The sequence below is a fragment of the Streptomyces sp. NK08204 genome, assembly GCF_020400585.1.
GTDB lineage: Bacteria > Actinomycetota > Actinomycetes > Streptomycetales > Streptomycetaceae > Streptomyces.
Genome location: NZ_JAINVF010000026.1, coordinates 31,089 through 52,025, shown reverse-complemented (window position 1 = coordinate 52,025; position 20,937 = coordinate 31,089). Strand labels below are relative to the sequence as shown.

The 20,937-nt window shown below is 69.6% G+C and carries 18 protein-coding genes; 4 read left to right on the top strand and 14 right to left on the bottom strand.

All coding sequences use genetic code 11. The features are described from left to right. Positions 1–57: 57 nt before the first annotated feature. From K7G59_RS28730 to K7G59_RS28710, 5 genes are all read right to left on the bottom strand, one after another. Positions 58–1,506, bottom strand: coding sequence for a DUF6851 domain-containing protein (locus K7G59_RS28730; protein WP_225839304.1), 1,449 nt, complete (start codon positions 1,504–1,506; stop codon positions 58–60). Between the two features lie 291 nt (positions 1,507–1,797). Next, positions 1,798–3,024 (bottom strand): 3-deoxy-7-phosphoheptulonate synthase, encoded by a 1,227-nt coding sequence (locus K7G59_RS28725; RefSeq protein ID WP_225839303.1) that lies wholly within the window; start codon positions 3,022–3,024, stop codon positions 1,798–1,800. Between the two features lie 312 nt (positions 3,025–3,336). Further along, entirely contained in the window at positions 3,337–4,935 is a 1,599-nt protein-coding gene (locus K7G59_RS28720) for an FAD-dependent monooxygenase (RefSeq protein WP_225839301.1), read from the bottom strand. A 64-nt stretch (positions 4,936–4,999) separates the two neighbouring features. Next, a complete protein-coding gene (locus K7G59_RS28715; RefSeq protein WP_225839297.1) occupies positions 5,000–6,709 on the bottom strand; it encodes a cation acetate symporter in 1,710 nt (569 codons plus the stop codon). Then, positions 6,706–7,041: a DUF485 domain-containing protein gene (locus tag K7G59_RS28710; RefSeq protein ID WP_225839295.1), complete on the bottom strand. Its 336-nt coding sequence runs from the start codon at positions 7,039–7,041 to the stop codon at positions 6,706–6,708. Before K7G59_RS28710 ends, K7G59_RS28715 begins: the two co-directional genes overlap by 4 nt. 204 nt (positions 7,042–7,245) lie before the next feature. Between K7G59_RS28710 and K7G59_RS28705 the strand changes: the two genes are divergently transcribed. Further along, positions 7,246–7,986 (top strand): DUF6081 family protein, encoded by a 741-nt coding sequence (locus tag K7G59_RS28705; protein WP_225839292.1) that lies wholly within the window; start codon positions 7,246–7,248, stop codon positions 7,984–7,986. On the opposite strand, the gene K7G59_RS28700 is transcribed toward K7G59_RS28705, so the two are convergent. The 9 genes from K7G59_RS28700 to K7G59_RS28660 all read right to left on the bottom strand — a co-directional run bounded on the left by K7G59_RS28700 (position 7,979) and on the right by K7G59_RS28660 (position 16,773). Then, positions 7,979–8,680, bottom strand: a complete 702-nt coding sequence (locus K7G59_RS28700) for an SDR family NAD(P)-dependent oxidoreductase (RefSeq protein ID WP_225839290.1) — start codon at positions 8,678–8,680, stop codon at positions 7,979–7,981. The two genes, K7G59_RS28705 and K7G59_RS28700, sit on opposite strands and share 8 nt — an antisense overlap. 77 nt (positions 8,681–8,757) lie before the next feature. Next, on the bottom strand, positions 8,758–9,396 hold the full coding sequence (locus K7G59_RS28695) for an isochorismatase family protein (protein ID WP_308295101.1): 639 nt from the start codon (positions 9,394–9,396) through the stop codon (positions 8,758–8,760). Between the two features lie 28 nt (positions 9,397–9,424). Further along, the gene (locus tag K7G59_RS28690; RefSeq protein ID WP_225839288.1) at positions 9,425–10,210 is read right to left on the bottom strand and encodes a 2,3-dihydro-2,3-dihydroxybenzoate dehydrogenase; all 786 of its coding nucleotides are present in this window, start codon (positions 10,208–10,210) and stop codon (positions 9,425–9,427) included. Continuing rightward, positions 10,210–11,400, bottom strand: coding sequence for an FAD-dependent monooxygenase (locus K7G59_RS28685; protein ID WP_225839285.1), 1,191 nt, complete (start codon positions 11,398–11,400; stop codon positions 10,210–10,212). Before K7G59_RS28685 ends, K7G59_RS28690 begins: the two co-directional genes overlap by 1 nt. A 10-nt stretch (positions 11,401–11,410) precedes the next feature. Beyond that, a complete protein-coding gene (locus K7G59_RS28680) occupies positions 11,411–12,727 on the bottom strand; it encodes an AMP-binding protein (RefSeq protein WP_225839284.1) in 1,317 nt (438 codons plus the stop codon). Next, positions 12,724–13,485 carry an amidohydrolase family protein gene (locus K7G59_RS28675; RefSeq protein WP_225839282.1) on the bottom strand — a complete coding sequence of 254 codons (762 nt, stop codon included), beginning with the start codon at positions 13,483–13,485 and terminating at the stop codon, positions 12,724–12,726. Before K7G59_RS28675 ends, K7G59_RS28680 begins: the two co-directional genes overlap by 4 nt. Positions 13,486–13,496: 11 nt before the next feature. Beyond that, positions 13,497–14,600 (bottom strand): 3-dehydroquinate synthase II, encoded by a 1,104-nt coding sequence (locus tag K7G59_RS28670; RefSeq protein ID WP_225839280.1) that lies wholly within the window; start codon positions 14,598–14,600, stop codon positions 13,497–13,499. 49 nt (positions 14,601–14,649) lie between these two features. Further along, positions 14,650–15,474, bottom strand: a complete 825-nt coding sequence (locus tag K7G59_RS28665) for a 2-amino-3,7-dideoxy-D-threo-hept-6-ulosonate synthase (protein ID WP_225839279.1) — start codon at positions 15,472–15,474, stop codon at positions 14,650–14,652. A gap of 15 nt (positions 15,475–15,489) precedes the next feature. After that, positions 15,490–16,773, bottom strand: a complete 1,284-nt coding sequence (locus K7G59_RS28660) for an aspartate kinase (protein ID WP_225839277.1) — start codon at positions 16,771–16,773, stop codon at positions 15,490–15,492. Positions 16,774–16,983: 210 nt separating this feature from the next. On the opposite strand from K7G59_RS28660, the gene K7G59_RS28655 reads away from it, so the two are divergent. The 3 genes from K7G59_RS28655 to K7G59_RS28645 all read left to right on the top strand — a co-directional run bounded on the left by K7G59_RS28655 (position 16,984) and on the right by K7G59_RS28645 (position 20,837). Beyond that, entirely contained in the window at positions 16,984–18,969 is a 1,986-nt protein-coding gene (locus K7G59_RS28655) for an anthranilate synthase family protein (protein ID WP_225839275.1), read from the top strand. An 81-nt stretch (positions 18,970–19,050) separates the two neighbouring features. Further along, the gene (locus K7G59_RS28650) at positions 19,051–20,178 is read left to right on the top strand and encodes a sensor histidine kinase (RefSeq protein ID WP_225839273.1); all 1,128 of its coding nucleotides are present in this window, start codon (positions 19,051–19,053) and stop codon (positions 20,176–20,178) included. Continuing rightward, on the top strand, positions 20,175–20,837 hold the full coding sequence (locus K7G59_RS28645) for a response regulator transcription factor (protein ID WP_225839271.1): 663 nt from the start codon (positions 20,175–20,177) through the stop codon (positions 20,835–20,837). Before K7G59_RS28650 ends, K7G59_RS28645 begins: the two co-directional genes overlap by 4 nt. Positions 20,838–20,937 lie beyond the last annotated feature (100 nt).

Below are 20,937 nucleotides of genomic sequence, written 5' to 3'. Positions count from 1 at the left end.
AGGCTGCCGCCGGGCCCGTTGGGGCGCCGGCGGCAGCCTGCGTCGGTGCTGGGGGAATCAGCCGCCGTTCAGCTTCCGCTGAACGAACTCGTAGCTCAGGTCACCGATCTTCGGTGCGTACTGCTTCGCGGCCTCGATCGCGGCAGGGAAGTTCTCACCCGCCCAGACCCTGCTCTCCCCGCAGTCCCGGGCGAAGTCCGTCCAGTTGCTCCAGTGCAGTGTCATGTCGTTGGCCGGAGTGACACCCGGCTCCACGAACGAGGAACCCTTCGCGGCAGCGAAGTTGATGTTGGCCTGGTCGGTGCCCGTGAACCGTCGCACCTGCTCGGCGAAGGACAGGCAGAGCGCGGAAGTCGCCGACGGGTACTCGGGGGAGTCGGCGGAATGCCCGCTCAGATAGCCCTGCCATTCGTTCCCGGTGATGTCGTCGACCGTGCCCGCCCCCGGCCCGCCCCAGGCGGTTATCCTCTTGTTCCCGTACACATGATGGACGGCGCTGAACGGCCGCACGGAGTCGTACTTCCGCTTGAAATACCAGGTGGCGATGGTGGAATCGACGAAGGCCACGTCGGAAGAGGTGATGTACTGCACCATCTTCTCGACGTCGTAGTTTCCGTTCATGACCACCGGCGTGCCGGCGACCGCCCCGAACGTCACCACCTTGTCGTTGAAGAGCTCGGCGGTCATCTTCTTGCGGTCATCAAGACCGGCCGACGCCTCCACCATCTCGTCGACCTGGCTCTTGTAGGCCTTGGCATTGTGGTAGTTGCTGCTGGTCGGCGGAGCCACGTCGAACTGCGCGGGGCTGTCGTACGTGAACGGCTTGAGCCAGCCGAAATACGGAGTCGCGAACTCCTGGGACCTGTAGACGTTGTTCGACGACGTCACGTTCGGCTGCCAGCGGGACGGGTCGTTGAGCTGTTCCGCCGTGTTGACCGGCCGGTACCCGGTGTAGTCGCTGTACGGCCTCAAGTTGTACTTACGGCCGCCTTCGTCACCGTACCGGTTGGAACCGTCGTGCAAGCGCGCCTTGATGGCGTTCTTGGCGGCAAGGATTCCAATACCGCTCGGCGTGGTCGGGTCTTCCTCGGTGTTGTTGGGATCAAGTCCCGCCGTTTGCATCATCTCGAGCCAACGGTCCTTGTACTGCGGGAGGACGGCGTTGAGCGACGTGAAGGCGGAGTAGATGACGGCGATGTTCTTGTTGCGCGTCGTACGCTCTTCCGCCGGACGGCGCCCGAGGTCCGAGAAAATACCCTTCGCCGTCGGGCTGTACGGGGCAATGGCGTCGAACCACGGCATTTCGATGAGGATGGCGTGGTCCACCGTCAGCGTCACCGCACGGCCAAAGCTCTCGTCGCGCGACACGCGCTGGAACTTCGGATAGACGACCTGCGTCAGGGCATTCCCGTGATCGAGGTCGAAGGTGGCTGTCGCCTGCTGCGGAGCCGCCGGCGCGGCACTGGTCAGCGAGCCCACCAGGGCCACCGCGGTGGCGATGGTCATTCCGTATCCCAGACGCCGACTCCGCGGTCGCCTCATTTTCTTCACTGGAAATTCTCCTTTCGATCGACCTTCATGTCGTGAAGCGATCGCCGGCGGTCATGGTCGAGCCAGAGAACTCATGCTCATCTAATGTCCCGGGATTTCACAGGGACGCTAGCCGACTCGGCTTCGAGAAGTCCACTGCTCGATCGAGTAGTGGACCATGGACAGCGACTCGTCCGGCAACGCATTCCCGACGCACAAGGAGCACTGCGGAGCGCGGGGCTGACGATCTACAGGACCTTTCGCCCTTCACGGACAACCGGACACCGTTCCTTTCGCCCAGGCCTCGATGAGTTCGACGGCCTGGGCGGCATTGAGCCGCGGATCGCACAAGGTGGTGTAATGCCGGTGCAGTTGGTCCTCGCCCGTCACGGAACCACCGATGCATTCCGTCACGTCGTCCGCCGCGACCTCTATGTGGAGTCCGGCCGCGTCCTGCCGGTTCGCCTGGAGGATGTCGCGGAATCGCAGCGCTTCGGTGATCACATCGGTGAGATGACGTGTCTTCAGGCCGGACCGGGACTGCACCGTGTTGCCGTGCATCGGGTCGCACAGCCAGATCACCGGGTGTCCCGCGTTCGCCACACGGCGGACGATGGGCGGCAGGGCCTGCTGAATGCCGTCCCGGCCCATCCGGGGTATCAGTATCAGGCGGCCGGGCTCACGGTGCGGGTCGAGTGCCTCGCACACCCGCAGGACGTCCTCGGGGTCCGCGGCCGGTCCGACCTTGCACCCCACCGGATTGGCGACGCAGGAGAGCAGCGCGACATGCGCATCGCCCGGTTCACGGGTGCGCTCCCCCACCCATGGCAGGTGGGTCGAGGACAGGTACGGCTCGTCCGTCTCCGGGTCACGGCGGACCAGCCGGGATTCGTAGTCGATGACCAGGGCCTCATGGCTCGACCAGGGCCCTTCCCCGGCCGGCATGCGGCCGCTGCCCTGACGGTACGTCCGCATCGCCCGCTGCACCACGGCGCTGGCGTCGTAGGCCCACTCCATGCGCCGCGGGTCGGGCTGCCGGGTCAGCGGCGTGGAGATCTCCGAGTTGATCATGTGTCCGCGGAAGGAGGGGATGCTCACCGCGCCGTGCGACTCGGTCGCCTGTGACCTGGGTTTGGCGAACTGCCCGCCCATACGGCCGACCCGGACGACGCTCTGGCCGGTGAGTTCTCCGAAGCGGTCCGCCAGCCGGTCGACGATCCGCAGCTTCTGCGCCACGTGCCGAGGCGTGCATTCGTAGAAACTCTCCGCGCAGTCGCCCAGTTGAAGCAGGAGGGTGCCGGTCGTCCCCAGCCGGGACAGCGTCCGCCGCAGCTGCCGGATCTCGGCGGCCTCCACCAGGGGCGGAGCCGACGCCAGACGCTCGCAGGCCTCGGGATAGGCGGCGTGGTCGCGCCAGTCCGGTTGCTGGGCCGCCGGCCGGCCTTCCCACGGCCCGAGTCGGGCGATGTCCGCCGTAGAGCTGGATTGCGTCATGAGTGCTCCCGTCGAGAGATCAGCGAGACGTGCTCCGGGGGCCACGGAAAACCGCCGGCCCGGCGCCGGACGAGCGGGTGTCATGCACGGGGCCCGACCGCACGGGGGGCTGCCCACCCGATCGCGCCGGTGCACGACGAGCGTGACGTGTCGGGCCCTGCGCGCACATCACGTCTTTGCGCTGCTCAAGACCTGCCTTTACCGGATTTCCGGTAAGGCACCGCATGTCGCGTCCCTGCTCTTGCGCTTCACCGGACACGGCGGGGCATGACGCCGTGCACCGGTCCGCCCGCCGTCACCCCACCGGACGCCTCACGCCGCGCCTCGTACCCGCCGAATCACGGCAGCAGGGTCCTCGGGGGCCTCGTCGCCGCGCCAGGCCACATGGTGGTCGGGCCTGAGCAGCACGAGGTCGCGTTCCCATGTCCGCCGGGCACCGGTGTCGGTCACCACGGTGTGGCCTACCGGCAGGCCCTGGGCGGCAGCCGCCTCGAGCAGTGCGTCGGCCCTGCCGTCGCCTGCGAAGTCGACGAGTGTGAAGGACGGGGCGAAGAGGTCGTAGATCGGCGTGCCGTCCTGCAGGAGCAGGCTGGGCGGCCGGCCACCGGGCCATGTCGTCGGTGTGTACGCCCGGGGGCTGTAAGGGGGTTCGGGCGCGTCCTCGTGGCAGACGACGGGCGAGTCGTTGTAGCGGTGGCCCAGTTCGATCCCCCGGTACTCGTTCTCGCCCCGTTCGTCCTGCAGGAAGGCTGCGACGGTGTCCAGCGGGGCGCCGCCGCGCAGGAGTTCGCCGGCCTTGAGGTGCACGCCGAGGTGCCGGTGGGACGTGTGCATGGTGCGCAGACCGGCCGGGCGGCGCTCGGCCTCGTAGCTGTCGAGCAGGGCGGGGCCGCCGAAGCCCTTGACGAGGGCGGCGATCTTCCAGGCCGCGTCCACCGCGTCGCCGACGCCGGTGTTCATTCCGTAGGCGCCGGTCGGGAACATGCGATGCGCTGAGTCACCGGCGAGCAGGACGCGGCCTTCCCGGTAGCGTTCCGCGATCATGAAGCCGGGGCGCCAGCGTGAGGTCAGCAGGACCTTGTCGATCTTCAGTTCGGTCTGCATCGTCTCGCGCAGGAATGCCGCCGGGTCGGCCGGCGGTGTGTCGAACTCGGCCGGATGGACGCCGTTGACGTGCGCGGTCCAGGTGTCCGCCTCGTCCTGGGCGATGATGATGTACCTGAAGGCGAAGTAGTGCCAGAACCGCCCGTGCCGGTGCAGGGTCTGCAGATCGCGGCTCTTGAAGTGCACCATGAACGCGCCCGGGAGCCCGGGTACGTCGAAGCCCTCCTCGCCGATGCCCACAGCCCTGCGGACCTGGCTCGACGCACCGTCGCAGCCGATCACGTACCGGGACCGCAACCGAACCCGGTCGTCGGTCATGACATCGACCAGGTGGCTGGTCACACCGTCGTCGTCCTGGGCGAGAGAGTCGAACCGCAGGCCGCACCGCAGGTCGATCAGCGGACTGCGCCGGCAGTGGGCACGCAGCACCGGCTCCAGCTCGATCTGGGAGATGCGCTGGCCGGGTTCGGTGGGACGGCTGCCGTCGTTGTGCTCGGCGATGCGCCGGCGTTCCTCGGCCACCGAGGGAAGTTCCCAGGTGGTGATCGGTTCACCGGCGAGGCCGGTCGACCAGATCACGTCGGCCGGATGCTCGGGCCCGACACCGGCCGACCGGACGTCGTCGGCGATGCCGAGCTGCCGGAAGAACTCCATGCTGCGGGAGTTGACGTAGTCCAGCTTGGGATGGACGGACGTCTCGAAGTCCTGGTCGACGACAACGCAGGGAACGCCTTGGCGAGCGAGCGCCAGAGCGGTGACCATCCCGACGGGGCCCGCGCCCACGACCAGAACCGGTACCGGATCCACGATTGCCTCCCCATGGGTGTGGGGCGGTCCGGCCGCCCCACACCGTTCGCGGTTGTTCGGTTGGTCAGCGTGCTTCGCTGGGCGTCCGGCTGTCCCGGTCGCGCTGCTCGGGGCCCACGACGGTCAGGTCCTTCTTCTGCGCGGGAGGGACGGCGCCCGTGAGGGCACGGACCCGTATCTCCTTGAAGGCCCTGTCGTTGCGCTCGCTGCTGGTGAGCGTGCCGACGAAGCCCAGCAGGAAGCCGAGCGGTCCGGTGACCATGCCGGGTTCGAAGTCGATGAACTTGAAGTCGGAGTCGGGGAACAGGGCGGCGACGTCACCCGACACACCGTTGGAGAACACGACCATGAAGAAGGTCACGGCCATCCCTCCGTAGACCGTCCACAGCAGCCCCGCGGTGTTGAAGCGCCGCCAGAACAGCGAGTAGACGACCGCCGGCAGGACGACGGCAGCCCCCAGGTCGATCGACGTCGGAACCATGATGTGGGTGCGCTGGGTCAGCATCGCCATCCCCACGACGAGGTAGCCGAGTCCGATGACCAGCACGTTGCGCCGTATCTGCTTCAGTTCGTCGGCCGGTTCCGGCTGCCGGCCACGCGCCGCGTTGATGTCCTTGGTGAAGGACGTGACCGCGCTGATGATCTGGACTCCGAAGATCGCGGCGACCGACAGCAGACCGACGGCGCCGAGCATGCCGGTCGCCCACTTGCCGCCGAGTTCGTCCGCGAGCTTGGGCAGGGTGATGTCGCGGTGCTCCGGGAGCAGGCCGATGTTCTTCCCGCCGAGGATCGCGACGGCGCCGAGACCGAGGATGGTCATGCAGAAGTAGAACGCCACGATGATCATCGACGCCCAGCCCGCCGACCGCCGCGCCTCGCGTCCGTTGACCGCCGTGAAGTGACGCATGAAGAGGAACGGCATCCCCATGGCGCCCATGGCGACGGAGATGAGCTTCGACATGTGGACCCACGGGTCCTGGTCCGAATGCGCCGTGCCGCCCTTGCCCAGCAGGCGGCCGGGTCCGAGCAGATCGTGGCCGTGCTTGTTGGGTGCCGCGTGGGCCTCGGCGGCATCGAGCATGTGGAAGGGGTTCATGTCGTACTTGGCCAGCACCGCCACCGCCAGTACCGCCACCATGCCGATCACCAGGACCACCTTGAGCACCAGCACCCGGGTGAGGCCGACCATCCCTCCCGCGTACACCCAGAGCACGGTGAGCAGGCCGACGACGGCGACGACGCTCGCCACGAGGGGTTTGTCCACCGTGGAGCTGGTGGAGAACATCCGGCTGGCGACCAGAGCGAGCGTGGCCAGCGTGAAGATCATGAACATGGTGTAGACCGTCAGGCTGACGACGGCCGAGGCGATGCGTGCCGGGCGCTGACGGGCGCGCAGTTCCCACAGGTCGCCCAGCGTGTACCCGCCCACGTTGCGCACCGGCCCCGCATAGACCAGGACCGCGAGGATCGTGGAGATCGTGAAGGCCGTCAGCAGGAGAACGCCGTCGAAGCCGTTCAGCGCGATGTGCCCGGCGATGATGATCGCGGTCGTGTACATGATGGCGCTGCCGACCAACGCCAGGGCGTTCTGGCGGGCGTCGACGTTCCGGCCCGCGAGGAGGTAGTCGGTCGGGTTGCGGATACGGCCGCGCGCCGACCTCACAAGGGCGAACACCGCAGCCGCGATGACCACGGTGAACCCCGTGGCGAGCCCCGGCGCCGCCCACGTGTTGTGCACCGGAGCCGGAGGGGGTGCCGCGAGAAAGAGGGTCATCGAAGATCTCCTTCCAGATCCCCCCGGATCTGCTCACTCAGGGGATCCAGCCGAGTTCGGGCGAATCGCAGATAGAGCGCGGAGATCGCCACCACGATGAGGAACGACAGCGTTACGAAAAGCAGGCCCACGTTGAAGGATCCGTGGATCCCCTTCCGGAAGAAGTCCGGCGCGAAGGCAGCGAGCAGGATGAGGAGCAACCACCACCCGTAGAAGGCGACGCTCGTCCAAACGATGAAGACATTCGATCGGCGTTGCAGAGCCTGGAACTGGGCGCTGTCGTACACCGCGACAAGGCTGTCGCCGTCCGCTGCCGAGTCCATCGTGCCCATGACACCTCCTCTGTTGCAGACGTCGCGAGGGCGACGTCGTGACGTGGCGGTCGGGTCGGTACGGCGATAGTCTCGGCCGCCGCCCGCACGCCGGCATGGCCCATTCACGGGATATTCGGCGTTCGCCGGCGAAATGGCGTGCCCCTGCCCGAACCGCGTGAACGTGTGATGTCCGGTGCCGGCGGCTCGGCCGATGGTGTTTGAATGACCACGACGCCGGAAACAACCACGTGGACGTACGACGACTTCACGAGCGGCGAACTCGATCCCGCCCGCTGGAGAATCCTGGAAAACCGAGGCGCCGACGGCGAAACCCACCAGTACCGGGATCGTAACGCACGGACACATACCGGTGACGGGCGATTCGAGCTGACTGTCAACCCGTTCAGCCGCTTCCACGACACCGACCCGCGGCAGAACAACGCCAAGCAGATGTACCAGTCCGTGCGGCGCTTTGCCGTGCCGGCGGCGGGAGAGCTGACGTTCGAGGTCGAGATGGGGGTGCGGACCTACGGCCAGATTCCCCATGACCTGCTCGACGCCTTCGGCACAGTGGCCCTCTTCGACCTGGAAAGCGGCGTCGTACTCAATGCCTCCGCGAGCAATGACACCGTTTACGCGCTGGTCGAACGACTGCCTGTCCCGGGCGTGACCCGGCCTGAGGAGCACTACACCCACCGGGTGGTCTCGCAGGTGCCGACGGAGCCGGGCCGAGCGCACCGCTACACCATCACCTACCGGGCCGAGACGTCAGAAGCGCGGTGGTACGTCGACGGCCGGCTCACGTACTGGGCGCGGCTTCCGGTTCCGGTGGCGGCCTTCCACGCGGGCATGGCCCTGTTCTCCGCCCGGGACCTCACCCGCTACTCCCGCGCGGAGCGGGAGCACGGGCAGGGTGCGACCGCCTGGTGGGGGCCGTGGCGGATCTCGACGAGCGTCAGATGAGCACGTCGCCGCCGTCGATGTTCAGATTGACGCCGTTGATCGAGCGGTTCCGCAGCAGGAACGTGATCGCCTCGGTGCAGTCCTGCATCGTCACGGGCCGCTTGGTCAGCGCACGCGTCTCGGCGGCCTGGCGGGCGCCGGGCTTGTCGCTCCAGAACGGCGTGTCCGCGACGATGCTCGGGTGCAGGGCGTTGACCCGGACCGGCGAGAGTTCCACCGCCAGCGTCCTGACGAGCGCGCTGATGCCGCCGTTGGCGGTCGTGACGGTCGTGGAGCCGGGATACGGCCGATGGCTGGCCAGGCCGCCGAGCAGTACGGCCGCGCTGTCGTCGGTCATGTGCGGGGCGAGGGCGTGCAGGACCGCCGTGTAGCCGGTGAGCTTCACCGTCAACAGGCGGGTCGCGTCCGCCGGACGGTACTCGCGCACGGTGTTGTAATCGCGGTCCAGCGCGGAGAGCACCAGCCAGTCGACGCGTTCCACGTCGGCCAGCGCGGCCCCGATCCGTTCCGGCTCGGCCAGGTCCAGCGCGAGCCCGCGGGTCCGCCCGCCCATCTCATGGGCCATCCCCTTGGTCCGGTCCTCCGTACGGCCGGTGATGATCACGTCGTGTCCCTGGTCGGCGCACGTCTGGGCGAAGTGCCGCCCGATTCCCGACGTTCCGCCGATGACGACGACCTGGGTGCGATCGGACATGAAGGGTGTTCCTTTCGTTTGGCTCCGCCCGGTGGATCAGGGGAACTGACAGGGGTCTTCGGGGCCCGCCGAGCCGGCTACGGCGTCAGCTCGGCCAGTACGTCGTCCGTGGTCAGCGGCATCGCACAGCGATCCGCGGCATAGCGCAGCGCCATGAGGTGGTCGTCGAGCGTCAGGTCCGCCAGCGCGTCCGCCACCAGGAACGGCTGGATGTCGCGGCTGAACGCGTCGCAGGCGGTGATGAGGCAGCCCATGTGCGCGTAGACACCGCAGACGACGAGCTGGTCGCGCCCCGACCGCCGTAGCCGTTCTTGGAGGTCGGTCCGGTGGAACGCGCTGTAGCGCCACTTGGTCAGTACGGTGTCGCCCGCCTCGGGGGCGATGTCGTCCGCGATGCCGCGGTCGGCTTCCTCGGCCGCCATGCCGGGGCCCCAGAAGTCCTGCAGCAGCCCACGGTCCTGGCGGCTCATACCGCCGGGCTGGGCCGTGTACATCACCGGTACCCCGGCCGCACGCGCCGCGGCGAGCAGCTTCACGACATTGGCGACCAGTTCGGTGAGCGGGGACTCACCGGCCACGAACGCGCGCAGGAAGTACCGCTGCATGTCGTGCACCAGCACGACGGCGCGGTCCGGCCGCGGACGCCAGGACACCGCGGGGGCCGGCAGGTCGCCGGCGCCTGGCATGCGGTACGGCTCGATCGGGGACATGGCCATGGTTCGCCTCCTGTTGCGTCCGACGGCGTCATACGTGCAGGGAGGCGCCGCCGTCCACGTACAGGTCGTGCAGCGTCACATGTCCGGCCTGGTCGGAGACGAGGTAGGCGACCGCCTCGGCCACGTCCCGCGGCTGGGCCAGCTTGCGCAGCGGAATGCCGACCTTGTAGGCGGCCGAGGAGCCCTCGATCACCGAGCTGAGATCGGCGTCCTCGCCGATCATCGCGCGCAGCATGGGGGTGTCGGTGGAGCCGGGCGAGACGATGTTGCACCGGATGCCGTAGTCGGCGAGTTCCAGGCCCAGACACCGGGTGAACTGAGCGGAGGCGGCCTTCGAGGCGGCGTATGCGGCCATCTCCGTGCGGGGCACACCGGCGGAGTTCGACGCCACGGTCACCATCGCGCCGCGGCGGCGGCCCATCATCTCCCGGGCCACCGCACGGGACACGTGGAACACGCCGTCCGCGTTGACCGAGAAGGTCTCCTGCCACTGACGGTCCGTCAGTTCGACGGCTCTGCCGGTGTGCAGGACGCCTGCCGCGTTGACGAGGATGCCGATGGGCCCCAGCTCGTCCTCGATGCGCCGCACGAGCGCGTCGACCGCCTTGCTGTCGCAGACGTCGACGCAGTAGGCGCGGGCCGACTGGCCCTCGGCCTCGAGCTTCGTCACCACGGTGGTGAGCGCCTCGGCGTTGCGGTCCACGGCGGCGACGTGTGCTCCCGCGCCCGCCAGGGTGGCAGCCACGGCGGCGCCGATGCCCTGGGCCGCACCGGTGACGAGTGCGACCGTCGACTCGATTCCGGTCAGTTCCATCATGAACTCCAGGGGGTCGTGACGGCTCGCTCGGCGTCGTACGCGAACAGCCACTCGTGCCGGTCCAGACCCGATGAGGTCTGCGCGGTGGTGTCGCGGTGGCGCTGCGCGTCCCCGTCGGCCAGGTGGAAGGTCTGCGCGTTGTCACGGGACTGGCGCTGGATCCGTGCGGTCCGGGGAAGGCGGTGTTGCTCGTAGCGGCGCAGGGCCCCGCTCAGACGGGCCGGCGTCACATGGGCCAGGCAGGCCGCGAGCACGACGGCGTCCTCGATCGCCTGGTTCGCGCCCTGCGCCTGGAACGGCAGCATCGGATGAGCGGCGTCGCCGATCACGGCCACCCGCCCCGAGCTGAGCCGGTCGATGCTCTCGCGGTCGTGCAGGGCCCATCGGCTGACGGTGTCCGCCGCGTCGATGAGCCGTGCGACGTCCTCGTGCCAGCCCGCGTACGCGGCTGCCAGTTCGGCCACGTCGCCCCGCGCCGACCAGGACTCCTCCTGCCAGTCCGAGGCGGTGACGGTCGCGCCGAAGCTCACCTGCCGGCCGGCCGACACCGGGTAGCACACACAGTGCTGGTCGGGTCCGAACCACAACTGCACACGGGGCTCCGAGAGCAGATGGGGCACCCGTTCGGCCGGCACCAGGCCTCGGTAGATCGTCTGCCCGGAGTACTTCGGCTGATCGGTGACGATCTGCTCCCGTACGACGGAGTGGATGCCGTCGGCGCCCACGACCAGATCCGCCGCGACCGTCGTGCCGTCGGACAGGTGCAGCCGTGCCTCGTCGGTGTCCTGGGTCACGGCGACGCAGCGGGCATCGAGGTGCACCTGTTCCGGCGGGACGAGCGAGAGCAGGCTGCTGTGCAGGTCCGCGCGGTGCACGGTGTAGTACGGCGCCCCGAAGCGGCTGTGGCACGAGCCGCCCAGTGCGGTGCGCTGCAGCAGCGTGCCGTCGTCCCAGCGGCGCATCTCGATCGCCTGCGGTGTGACCGCGACGGTGCGCAGCCGGTCGCGCAGTCCCAGCCGGCGCAGCAGCCGGGTGGCGTTGGGGGCCAGTTGGACCCCCGCACCCACTTCGGCCAGGCGCCCCGCCTGCTCGTAGAGATGGCACTCGACTCCCGCGCGGTGCAGGGCGGAGGCGAGGGCGAGGCCTGCGATCCCGGCACCGGCCACGGCCACCCTCATCTGCGACATGTCGTCCCCATCAGTAGTAGAGGAGCGCTTTGCCCCAGTCCTCGTCGGGCCCGAAGAGGCTGCGCGGCTTGACCACGTCGGGCATGGCGGTGAGCGCGTCGTGCGGTATCAGCGTCCCCGGAGCCAGTCCGGTGACATGGCTGTCGACGCCGAACTCGCCGTGCACCAGGGACGCGAGTTCCGCCTCGGCTGCCGCCCGGTGCTCCTCGGGCACCTCGATCTCGATGCGCAGGACGGCCGGTTCCGCCCGCGCCCGCCAGAACATCACCTGATAGGTCTCCGGCAGCGAGAAGACCAGCTCCTCCAGCCGGTGCTGGGTGACGGTGGAGGCGCCGACGCGGTAGCCGAACGCCGACCTGCCGAGGACCTGGACGGTGGGCAGGTTCCATCCGCACGGGCAGTCGTCGTAGGAGACCGACACGTTGTCCTCGAGGTTGTAACGCAGCAGGGGCATCGCCTCGCGGTACAGCGGCGTCACCACGAGCTGGCCCTCGCCCTCGGCACGGACGGTGCCGGTCCCCGGGTCGTACACCTCGAACAGGGCCCGGTCGGCCCACAGGTGCAACCGGCCGTGCGGGCACTCGCCGGCCAGGCTGCCGGTCTCCGTGGAACCGTACTCCTCGATCACCGGCACGCCCCACAGCCGGCTGATCCGGCGGCGGCGGGCGTCGGTGAGCGGCTCGCCGCCGACGAACAGCGCGCGCAGCTGGGGGAAGTCCGTGTCCGGCCGGTGCCCGGCCGCCCGCGCCGCGGCGGCCCAGATGAGGCATTCGGTCGGCACCGACCAGGTCAGCGTGACCCCCAGGTCGTGCATGACCCGGACCACGCGGGCGTACGGCATGGCCAGTGAACGGTTGTCGCCGGGCACCACGGTGGCCCCGTGCAGCCGGCCGGCGGCGTGCGCGAGATGCCCCGTCAGCAGCAGTGCGTACGGCGTGCGCACCAGGAAGACGTCCTCGGCGCCGATGCCGATCCATTTGCGGGCGAAGCGCTCGGCCAGGTCGACCCAGTCCTCCGCCGTGTAGTACGAGGGCGTGGGCCGGCCCGCGGTGCCGCTCGACTCGTGATAGGTGGCCAGCCGCTCCTTCGGGACGGCCAGCATCCCGAACGGGTAGTTGTCCCGCAGGTCCTGCTTCGTCGTCAGCGGCAGGGAGGCGAGGTCGGCGGCGGTGGCGGGCAGGGCCGCCGAGTTCAGCCGGCCGCGGTAGAACGGCGAGCGGGCCGCCCAGGTGACGGTCTGCTGCAGTTGCTTCTCCTGCAGGAGCCGCAGGTCCTCCGGCCCGTTCCACTGGCCGAGCTGCGGCAGACTCGAAGGTGCCTGATTCACCGTTTTTCCTCTCCTAGCAGTCGATGCGCGTTGTCCCAGGCGACCTGCCGCCACTGCTCGGGCGACAGGCACAGGGACTGGAACTTGGCCAGCTCCACGGCCGGGTGCTGAAGCGGGTACTCGGAACCGAACACCACCCGGCCCGCGCCGAGGCGGCTCAGTGCCGCCTCGGCCACGCAGGTGTAGCCGCCGGAGGTCTCCAGCGAGATGTTGGGTTCGTCCCGGATCAGGGTGAGGGCGTAGAAGTCGATGTTGCCGATGCCGCTGTGCCCGAGCACGAAGTTCACCTGCCGGAACCGGCGGGCAAGGCCGACCAGGTCGGCCACGCCCGCCCCCTGACGCTCCAGGCACACCACGTACACCGGGTGTCCGAACTCGGCGGCCACGCCGACGAGTTCGGCGACCCGGGGGTCGGTCAGGCCGACACCGTGCACCGCGGGTGATATCTCCAGGCCGCGGAACTCGGCGGCCCTCGCCCGGTACGCCTCGGGCGGGCGGTGCGGGTTGGCGAAGAAGAACGGCACCAGGCGCCCTTCGGTGCCCGCGCAGGCCTTGAGCACGGCGTCGTTGTCGGCGTCGGTCTCGACGTGCCCGCCCTCGATGAGCTGGCGGGAGAGGCGGTCCAGGTCGATGGTGCCGCCCGCGCACACCACCGCTCGCGCCAGCCGGCAGTCGTCCATCGCCGCCAGGAGCCGCTCTCCGGCCCCCGGCCGGGGAGCCAGACGGACATGGAAGTCCACAACGGGCTGTGCGGTCATCGCGGCACCGCTCACTTCTCGATGCAGAACTCGTCGATCGGGTAGCCGACGTGCCGCTTCTCGACGGGAAGGTAGCCGAGCACCTTCGTCCCCGGCGTCAGCTCCGTCACGTTCAGCACCGTGCCGCCCGGACCGAGCACGCGCACGTGCCAGTCGTCCTGGACGATGAGGTTGACCTTCACGCCCGAGGACGACACCGCGTCGATCGCGAGCAGCGGACGCGTCTCGATCTTGACCCGGCCCACGGTGACGACCCGCGACCTGCCCTGAGAGTCGACGGCGAGCACCCGGCCGCCGGAGACGAGTTCGCTGAGGTAGTTCGTCCGCCCGTTGGCCGAGAGCGTGTACGAGTGCAGGGCACCGGCGTTGACCCGGAACGGCCGGGTCGGCATGTACGGCAGCGGGTGGGTCTCACTGCAGCACAGGATCATGCCGGTGGAGTGCGAGCCGACGAGAATGCCCTCGTCGAGACGGAAGTTGGTGCAGGTGTCGACGCAGGCCCGTTCGCCCATGCCGACCCGCCGGATGCCGGTGACCTCCAGCTCCACCAGCGACAGGTCCGCCGCCTTGCCGGCCGCGGCGGCCTTCAGCTCGGTGGCCTCGCCCGGGGCGTGGGGGGCGAGCATCACGCCGTCGGAGCCGTGTTCGAGGACACCGAAGACGATCTCGGCCTCCTCGACGTCGGCGACCTGGGTGATGATGCTGCCGTTCGCCCCGGCCGCGGCGGCCAGCACGATCTCCAGCGGGATCTTGGTGGGGTCCCGGAAGTAGAGCAGGCTCCACTTGTCCAGGCGCGCCGCGCGGCAGGCGTCCTCCAGACTGTCGGCGTCCGTGATCTCCACGTACCGGCCGAACTCCACGTCCGGGTACTGCTGCGCCAGCTCGGCGGGCTCGCCGTGGCGGGCCGGGTCGACGATGACCAGGTCGGCGAACTCCAGCTTCTCCGGCAGCGGCTGGGCCTGCGGGAACAGCACCTTCTTCACCGTCGGCGGAAGCGGCTCCAGATCGGCCGGGTCGGCCGCCACGATGGCGTCCACCCGCTGGTGAACGGCTTCCTCGATGATGGCTTCCTTGGCTTCGCCGACGTTGCGGACGTCCAGCCAGCACAGCTTCACAAGTATCTCCTCAGCAAAGGACGGAATGCGTCTCGGGACGAGGGACGGTTCAGGTCGTGAGGGCGAGGCGGTCGTCCACGCCGGCCCGGTCCGGGGCGTGCGGGGTGTCGTGCACCAGCCGTGCGACGGCGGCTGCCATCCAGCCGGGCCGGTCGGCCTGGAAGACGTTGCGCCCCATGGCCACTCCGGCCGCACCGCCGCGCAGCGCATCGGAGACATAGGCCAGTACGGCGTCGGTCTCGGCCGAGCGTGCGCCGCCGGCCACGATGAGCGGGATCGGGCACGCCCGTACCACCTCCGCCATCTGCTCGGGGGTGCCCGCGTAGTCGGTCTTGACGACATCAGCGCCGAGGTCGGCGGCCAGTGTCGCGGCGTGCGCGACCAGTTCCGGCGCACGCGAGTCACTGATCTGCGGTCCGCGGGCGTACACCATGGCGAGCAGCGGAACGTTCCACCGGTCGCAACTCTCGGCGACGGCCGCGAGATCGGCGACCTGCTGGGCCTCTTGGCGCGACCCGAGGTTGACGTGCACGCTCACCGCGTCGGCGCCCAGCCGCAGCGCCTCCTCGACGTGGGCGACCAGGTACTTGGCGTCCGGATCCGGGGCGTGGCGGGTGCTCGCGTTCAGGTGCAGGATCAGCGACATGTCGCCGAACCAGCCGGGGTCGACATGACGGAGACTGCCCTTGTGCAGGACCACGGCGTCGACACCGGTGCCGGCCAACTCGCCGATCAGGGAGTTCAGATCGCCGGGCCCCAGCGGCCCGTCGGTGACGGAGTGGTCCAGCGGTACGACGAGCAGGCGCCCGTCGCCGTGCCGGAAGAGCCGTCTCAGGCGGAGGCCTCGAGCGAACGAGGCGTTGTGTACTGCCACTTGGTCCTGCCTTTCTCAAACGGTGGCGGAGCGGCCGGACGCCGTGGAGGTGACGTCGAGCGGCTCGTGCCGGTCGAGGTGGAACTCGCGGTGCAGGGCCTCGACGGCGTGGACGGTGCGTTCGCGCGGCACGATCACGGACAGCCGCATCTGGGATGTGGAGATCCAGCTCGTCGGGATCCCGGCCGAGGCAAGCGCCGCCATGAGCCTGGTCGTGTACTCGGGACGGCTGAGCAGGCCCATCCCGACGACCGAGACCTTGCCGACGTTCTCGTCGAAGTGCACGCCCCCGCCGTGGGCGGCCGTCACCTGGTGCAGTGCGGTCCGCACGGAGTCGGCCTGGCTGCGGCGGATGGTGAACCCCATGCGGAACTCGCTCTCGTAGGGACCGGACCTGGCCACCAGGTCCACCACCGTCCCCTGTGCGGCCAGCACCTCGAAGACGTCGGGAGCCAGGTCCCGGCGACTGTCACGGCAGTGCACGAGCACGCGGGCGACATCCGTGTCGTGCGTCACCGCCACGACCGCCCGCCGGGTTTCCAGCGGCCGGTCGTCCGGCCGGTCGACGACGACGGTTCCGGGCGCCAGTGATGACACGTTCCGCACGCGCACTTCGACCCCTTCCATGGCGGCCAGTTCGATGCAACGGGTGTGCAGCACCTTCGCGCCCGCGAACGCCATCTCCGCCATGACGCCAGGTTCGACCCACGGCAGACACCGCGCCGCGGGCAGGATGCGGGGATCGGCGCTGAAGACGCCGTCCACGTCGGTGTAGATCTCGCAGGCCGATGCGCGAAGTCGCGCCGCCAGTGCGACCGCAGTGGTGTCGGAGCCACCACGCCCGAGCGTGGCGACGTCCCCGGCGGCGTCGACCCCTTGGAATCCGGTGACCACAGCCACCTGGCCGGCTTCCAGAGCCGTCCGCACCCGTGCCGCCCCGATCCGCGCGATGAGCGCCTCACCGTGCCTGTCACTGGTCTCGATCCCGGCCTGCTGACCGGTCAGCGAGATCGCCGGCACCCCCATCCGGTTCAGGGTGAGGGCCATGAGCGCCGCGGACTCCTGCTCGCCCACCGCCAGCAACTGGTCCAGTTCCCGGGACGGGGACGCGGCGCCGACGTCGGCCGCCAGTCGCAGCAGGTCATCGGTTCTGCCGCCACGCGCGGAGACGACCACGGCCACCGACGGCCCGCGCCGCCGCGCCGCCGCGACACGGAGGGCGGCGCGGTGAACACAGTCGAGCGTCTGCAAAGAGGTACCGCCATATTTTTGGACCAGCACGTCCACAGTCGTTTTCACCGCTCTCGTCGAACTGGTATGCCACGACCGTAATCTCGATGCGCCGCCCGGCACACTACCCGCCCGAGTAGTGCTATCTGTTCAGCCGTTCACGCCATGCCGGCGCGCCATACCTGGAACACGTGATGGCGGCTTCACGTCATTGTGCGATTCCTTTCTCCTCCGCAATATCGAGAGGGGTCATCTGATCTCACACAAAGGGGAGCGAGTATGCACGGGACGGATTCGAGCGCGGCCGGCCCCCCGGACGCTCTGGCCGGACTCGGCCAGGACGGACGTGCCTTCGCCCTGCTGTACCGGCCCGGCTCCGCCGAGGACGCGCGCGTGGAGGTCCTGACCGGCGAGATCCATGAGGTGCCCCGTCTCGCCGAACTGCCCCTGCCCGACGGGCCGGCGGGCGCAGCGCGGCAGGACCTGCTCGTGGCGGTTCCCTACCGGCAGATCACCGAACGCGGCTTCACCTGTCGCGACGATCACGCGCCGCTGCTCGCCCTGCGTGTCCAGGACCAGGCCGCGGTCAGCCGCGAGCAGGCCCTGGCCGGCCTGCCCGAGCTGACCGCGCGGGTCTGCGACGCCGGCTTCGACATCAGCGACGAGGACTACGCGGCGGTCGTGGAGCGGGTGCTGCGCGAGGAGATCGGGCAGGGCGCCGGCTCCAACTTCGTCATCCGGCGGTCCTTCGTCGCGCAGCTGGACGACTGTCCGGTGCGCACGGCGCTGGCCGTCTTCCGGCGGCTGCTGACCGGCGAGCCCGGGTCGTACTGGACGTTCCTGTTCCACACCGGAGCGGGCACGTTCGTCGGCGCGTCGCCGGAACGGCACGTCAGCATGGCCGACGGCACGGTCTCGATGAACCCCATCAGCGGGACCTACCGGCACCCTTCGACCGGTCCGGACATTTCCGGGATCCTGGAGTTCCTGAACGACCGGAAAGAGGCCAACGAACTCTATATGGTCGTCGACGAAGAACTGAAGATGATGGCCCGCATGTGCAGCTACGGCGGCCGGGTGCACGGCCCGTTTCTCAAGGAAATGGCGCGGCTGACGCATTCCGAATACATCCTGACCGGCGACAGCGATCTCGATGTGCGCGACGTGCTGCGCGAGACGCTGCTGGCGCCGACCGTCACCGGCAGCCCGCTGGAGAACGCCTTCCGGGTCATCGGCCGTCATGAGACGACGGGCCGTGGATACTACGGCGGGGTACTGGCGCTGATCGGCCGGGACGCGGCGGGCAGCCGCACCCTCGACTCGGCGATCATGATCCGCACCGCCGAGATCGACGGCGGCGGCCGGCTGCGGCTGGGCGTGGGTGCCACCCTCGTCCGTGACTCCGTCCCGGCTTCGGAGGTGGCCGAGACCCGGGCCAAGGCCGCGGGGGTGCTCCACGCGCTCGGCCTCGCACCGCGGGAGGACGGCGTCGGGGCGGGTGCGCCCGCGGAGGTGACCGACCATCCGTCACCGGCCGCCGATGCCCGGGTGCGCGAGGCGCTTCGGTCCCGCAACAGCACGCTGTCGCAGTTCTGGCTCGACGGCGGCCGGCGCAGCGCACCGGACCCGGTGCTGGCCGGGCGGCATGCGCTGATCGTCGACAACGAGGACACGTTCATGGGGATGCTCGGCCATCAGTTGCGAGCCCTCGGCCTGCGGACCACGCTCACACGCTTCGACCAGCCGCTGTTCCCCGAGGAGTTCGACCTCGTCATCGTCGGTCCCGGCCCCGGCGACCCCTGCGACGCGACCGACCCGCGCATCGGCTCGCTCCACGCGCTCACCCGCGACCTGCTCGCCGGCGGCGTCCCGTTCCTGTCCATCTGCCTGGGCCACCAGATACTCGCCTCGGAGCTGGGCCTGGACATCGTGCGGCTGCCGGTGCCCAACCAGGGCGTGCAGAAGCTGGTCGACCTGTTCGGACACCATGAACGCGTGGGCTTCTACAACACCTACACCGCCCGCGCCGCGGTGGACTTCGTCCCCGGTACCGAGGGGCGCGGGCCGACAGCGATCAGCCGGAACCCCAGGACCGGCGACGTCCACGCGCTGCGCGGGGCGGGATTCCGGTCCGTGCAGTTCCATCTCGAGTCCATACTCACCCAGCACGGCCCGCAGATCCTCGGTGAACTGCTCACCTCGCTGCTCAGGGAGGGGGGACACACCGGTGGTCCCGGGGCGCGCGTGGGCGCGGTGCACCGCTGACCGGGGTACTGCGCGGGCGGTAGGCGGCCGTTCCTCCACAAGGAGGACTCGCCCGTGGCATGATCCAGTTATGGTGCGCCTATGAGCACAGGACTGTCCCGTGTCTGGGCCCAGGTCAGGGACTGGGTGATCGCGCTGGGTCTGGCTGCGGTACTGCTGACGACCGCCCTGGCCGGGAAGCACGTCACCACGTTCCTCGAACCGCTCGGCTACGCGCTGGTGGTGGCGAGCGGCCTGGCCCTGGCCGCCGGCCGCCGGGCTCCCGTGTCCGTCCTGCTCATCACGGGGCTGTGTGTGCTGGGGTACAACGCGGCCGGGTTCGAGGTTCCCGCCGTCGCCTATCTGGTCGCGGTCTACACCGCCGTACGGTCAGGGCACCGCCTCGTCACCGTGGTGGTGTCCGTGGTGATGCTGCTGTGCCTGCCCTTCGCGGTCATGGCCTCCGCGGACGGGCCCACGGCGGACGCGTTCGCACAGGCCCGTGGCGTCCTGGAACTGGCCTGGCTGATCGCCGCCGGTGCCGCGGGCGAGGCGCTGCGGCAGGCCGAACAGCGGGCGGACGAAGCCGAGCGCACCCGCGAGGAGACCGCGCGGCTGCGCGCCAGCGAGGAGCGGCTGCACATAGCGCGGGAGTTGCACGACTCGCTCACCCACCAGATCTCGATCATCAAGGTGCAGTCCGAAGTCGCCGTCCACCTGGCGCGCAAGCGGGGCGAGCCGGTGCCGGAGGCGCTGCTGGCGATCCAGGAGGCCGGCCGTGAGGCGACCCGCGAACTGCGCGCGACCCTGGAGACCCTGCGCGACGACACCACGTCTCCGTCGTACGGCCTCGACCGGGTACCCGAACTGGTGCAGCGTGCCCATGGAATCGGCCTCAAGACCACGCTGACGATCGAGGGAGAACGTCAGGACGTGCCCGACGCGGTCGACCGGACCGCCTACCGGATCGTTCAGGAGTCGCTCACCAACGTCGCCCGCCATGCCGCCGCCGCCACCGCGTCGATCCGGATCGCCTACCGTCCGGACTCCCTCGCGATCCGCGTCGACGACGACGGTACGGCTTCGCCCCACTACGCCCCGGTGCCCGGCGTCGGGCTGCTCGGAATGCGGGAGCGCGTCACCGCTCTGGGCGGCCATCTGCGGGCGGAGCCGCGCAGCGAGGGCGGATTCACTGTCCAGGCCGAACTCCCGGTGGCTCGTGTCTCATGATTCGTGTACTGCTGCTCGACGACCAGCCGCTCATCCGCAGCGGTTTCCGCGCGCTCCTCAACGCCGAGGACGACATCGAGGTGGTGGCCGAGGCCGCCGACGGCAAGGAGGGCCTCGCCCTCGCCAGGAAACACCTGCCCGACATCGCGCTCGTCGACATCCAGATGCCCGTGATGGACGGCATCGAGACGACGCGTCGGATCGCCGCGGACCCGTCCCTGGCCGGGGTGCACGTCGTCATCCTGACCAACTACGGCGTCGACGAGTACGTGTTCAACGCGCTGCGCGCCGGCGCCGCGGGGTTCCTCGTCAAGGACATCCAGCCGGACGACCTTCTGCACGCCGTACGTGTCGCCGCGCGCGGTGACGCCCTGCTCGCGCCGTCGATCACCAAGATGCTGATCGGCCGGTACATCTCCCAGCCCCCCAGCCTCGAGGTCGGCACCGGGCTGCACGAGCTGACCAACCGGGAACGCGAGGCCGTTGCGCTGGCCGCGCAGGGCCTGTCCAACGACGAGATCGCCGACCGAATGGTGATCAGCCCGCTGACCGCGAAGACCCATATCAACCGGGCCATGATCAAGCTCCATGCCCGTGACCGCGCCCAGCTCGTGGTCTTCGCCTACGAGTCGGGCCTGGTGACCCCCCAGGGCCGCTGACGTCGGTGCGTGACCGGAGGTTCGCCGAGATCACGGGTCCCGTCACTGTCACCACCCAGAGCGGGCGAGGGCGACCGGCACATTCGCCGAGTCGCCCTCG

What these genes read in the sequence shown, in the direction of transcription:
- K7G59_RS28730 (WP_225839304.1), bottom strand. Translation starts at nt 1,506, where the DNA reads ATGACCATCGCCACCGCGGTGGCCCTGGTGGGCTCGCTGACCAGTGCC.
- K7G59_RS28725 (WP_225839303.1), bottom strand. Translation starts at nt 3,024, where the DNA reads ATGACGCAATCCAGCTCTACGGCGGACATCGCCCGACTCGGGCCGTGG.
- K7G59_RS28715 (WP_225839297.1), bottom strand. Translation starts at nt 6,709, where the DNA reads ATGACCCTCTTTCTCGCGGCACCCCCTCCGGCTCCGGTGCACAACACG.
- K7G59_RS28710 (WP_225839295.1), bottom strand. Translation starts at nt 7,041, where the DNA reads ATGGGCACGATGGACTCGGCAGCGGACGGCGACAGCCTTGTCGCGGTG.
- K7G59_RS28705 (WP_225839292.1), top strand. Translation starts at nt 7,246, where the DNA reads ATGACCACGACGCCGGAAACAACCACGTGGACGTACGACGACTTCACG.
- K7G59_RS28700 (WP_225839290.1), bottom strand. Translation starts at nt 8,680, where the DNA reads ATGTCCGATCGCACCCAGGTCGTCGTCATCGGCGGAACGTCGGGAATC.
- K7G59_RS28695 (WP_308295101.1), bottom strand. Translation starts at nt 9,396, where the DNA reads ATGGCCATGTCCCCGATCGAGCCGTACCGCATGCCAGGCGCCGGCGAC.
- K7G59_RS28690 (WP_225839288.1), bottom strand. Translation starts at nt 10,210, where the DNA reads ATGGAACTGACCGGAATCGAGTCGACGGTCGCACTCGTCACCGGTGCG.
- K7G59_RS28685 (WP_225839285.1), bottom strand. Translation starts at nt 11,400, where the DNA reads ATGTCGCAGATGAGGGTGGCCGTGGCCGGTGCCGGGATCGCAGGCCTC.
- K7G59_RS28675 (WP_225839282.1), bottom strand. Translation starts at nt 13,485, where the DNA reads ATGACCGCACAGCCCGTTGTGGACTTCCATGTCCGTCTGGCTCCCCGG.
- K7G59_RS28655 (WP_225839275.1), top strand. Translation starts at nt 16,984, where the DNA reads ATGCACGGGACGGATTCGAGCGCGGCCGGCCCCCCGGACGCTCTGGCC.
- K7G59_RS28650 (WP_225839273.1), top strand. Translation starts at nt 19,051, where the DNA reads ATGAGCACAGGACTGTCCCGTGTCTGGGCCCAGGTCAGGGACTGGGTG.
- K7G59_RS28645 (WP_225839271.1), top strand. Translation starts at nt 20,175, where the DNA reads ATGATTCGTGTACTGCTGCTCGACGACCAGCCGCTCATCCGCAGCGGT.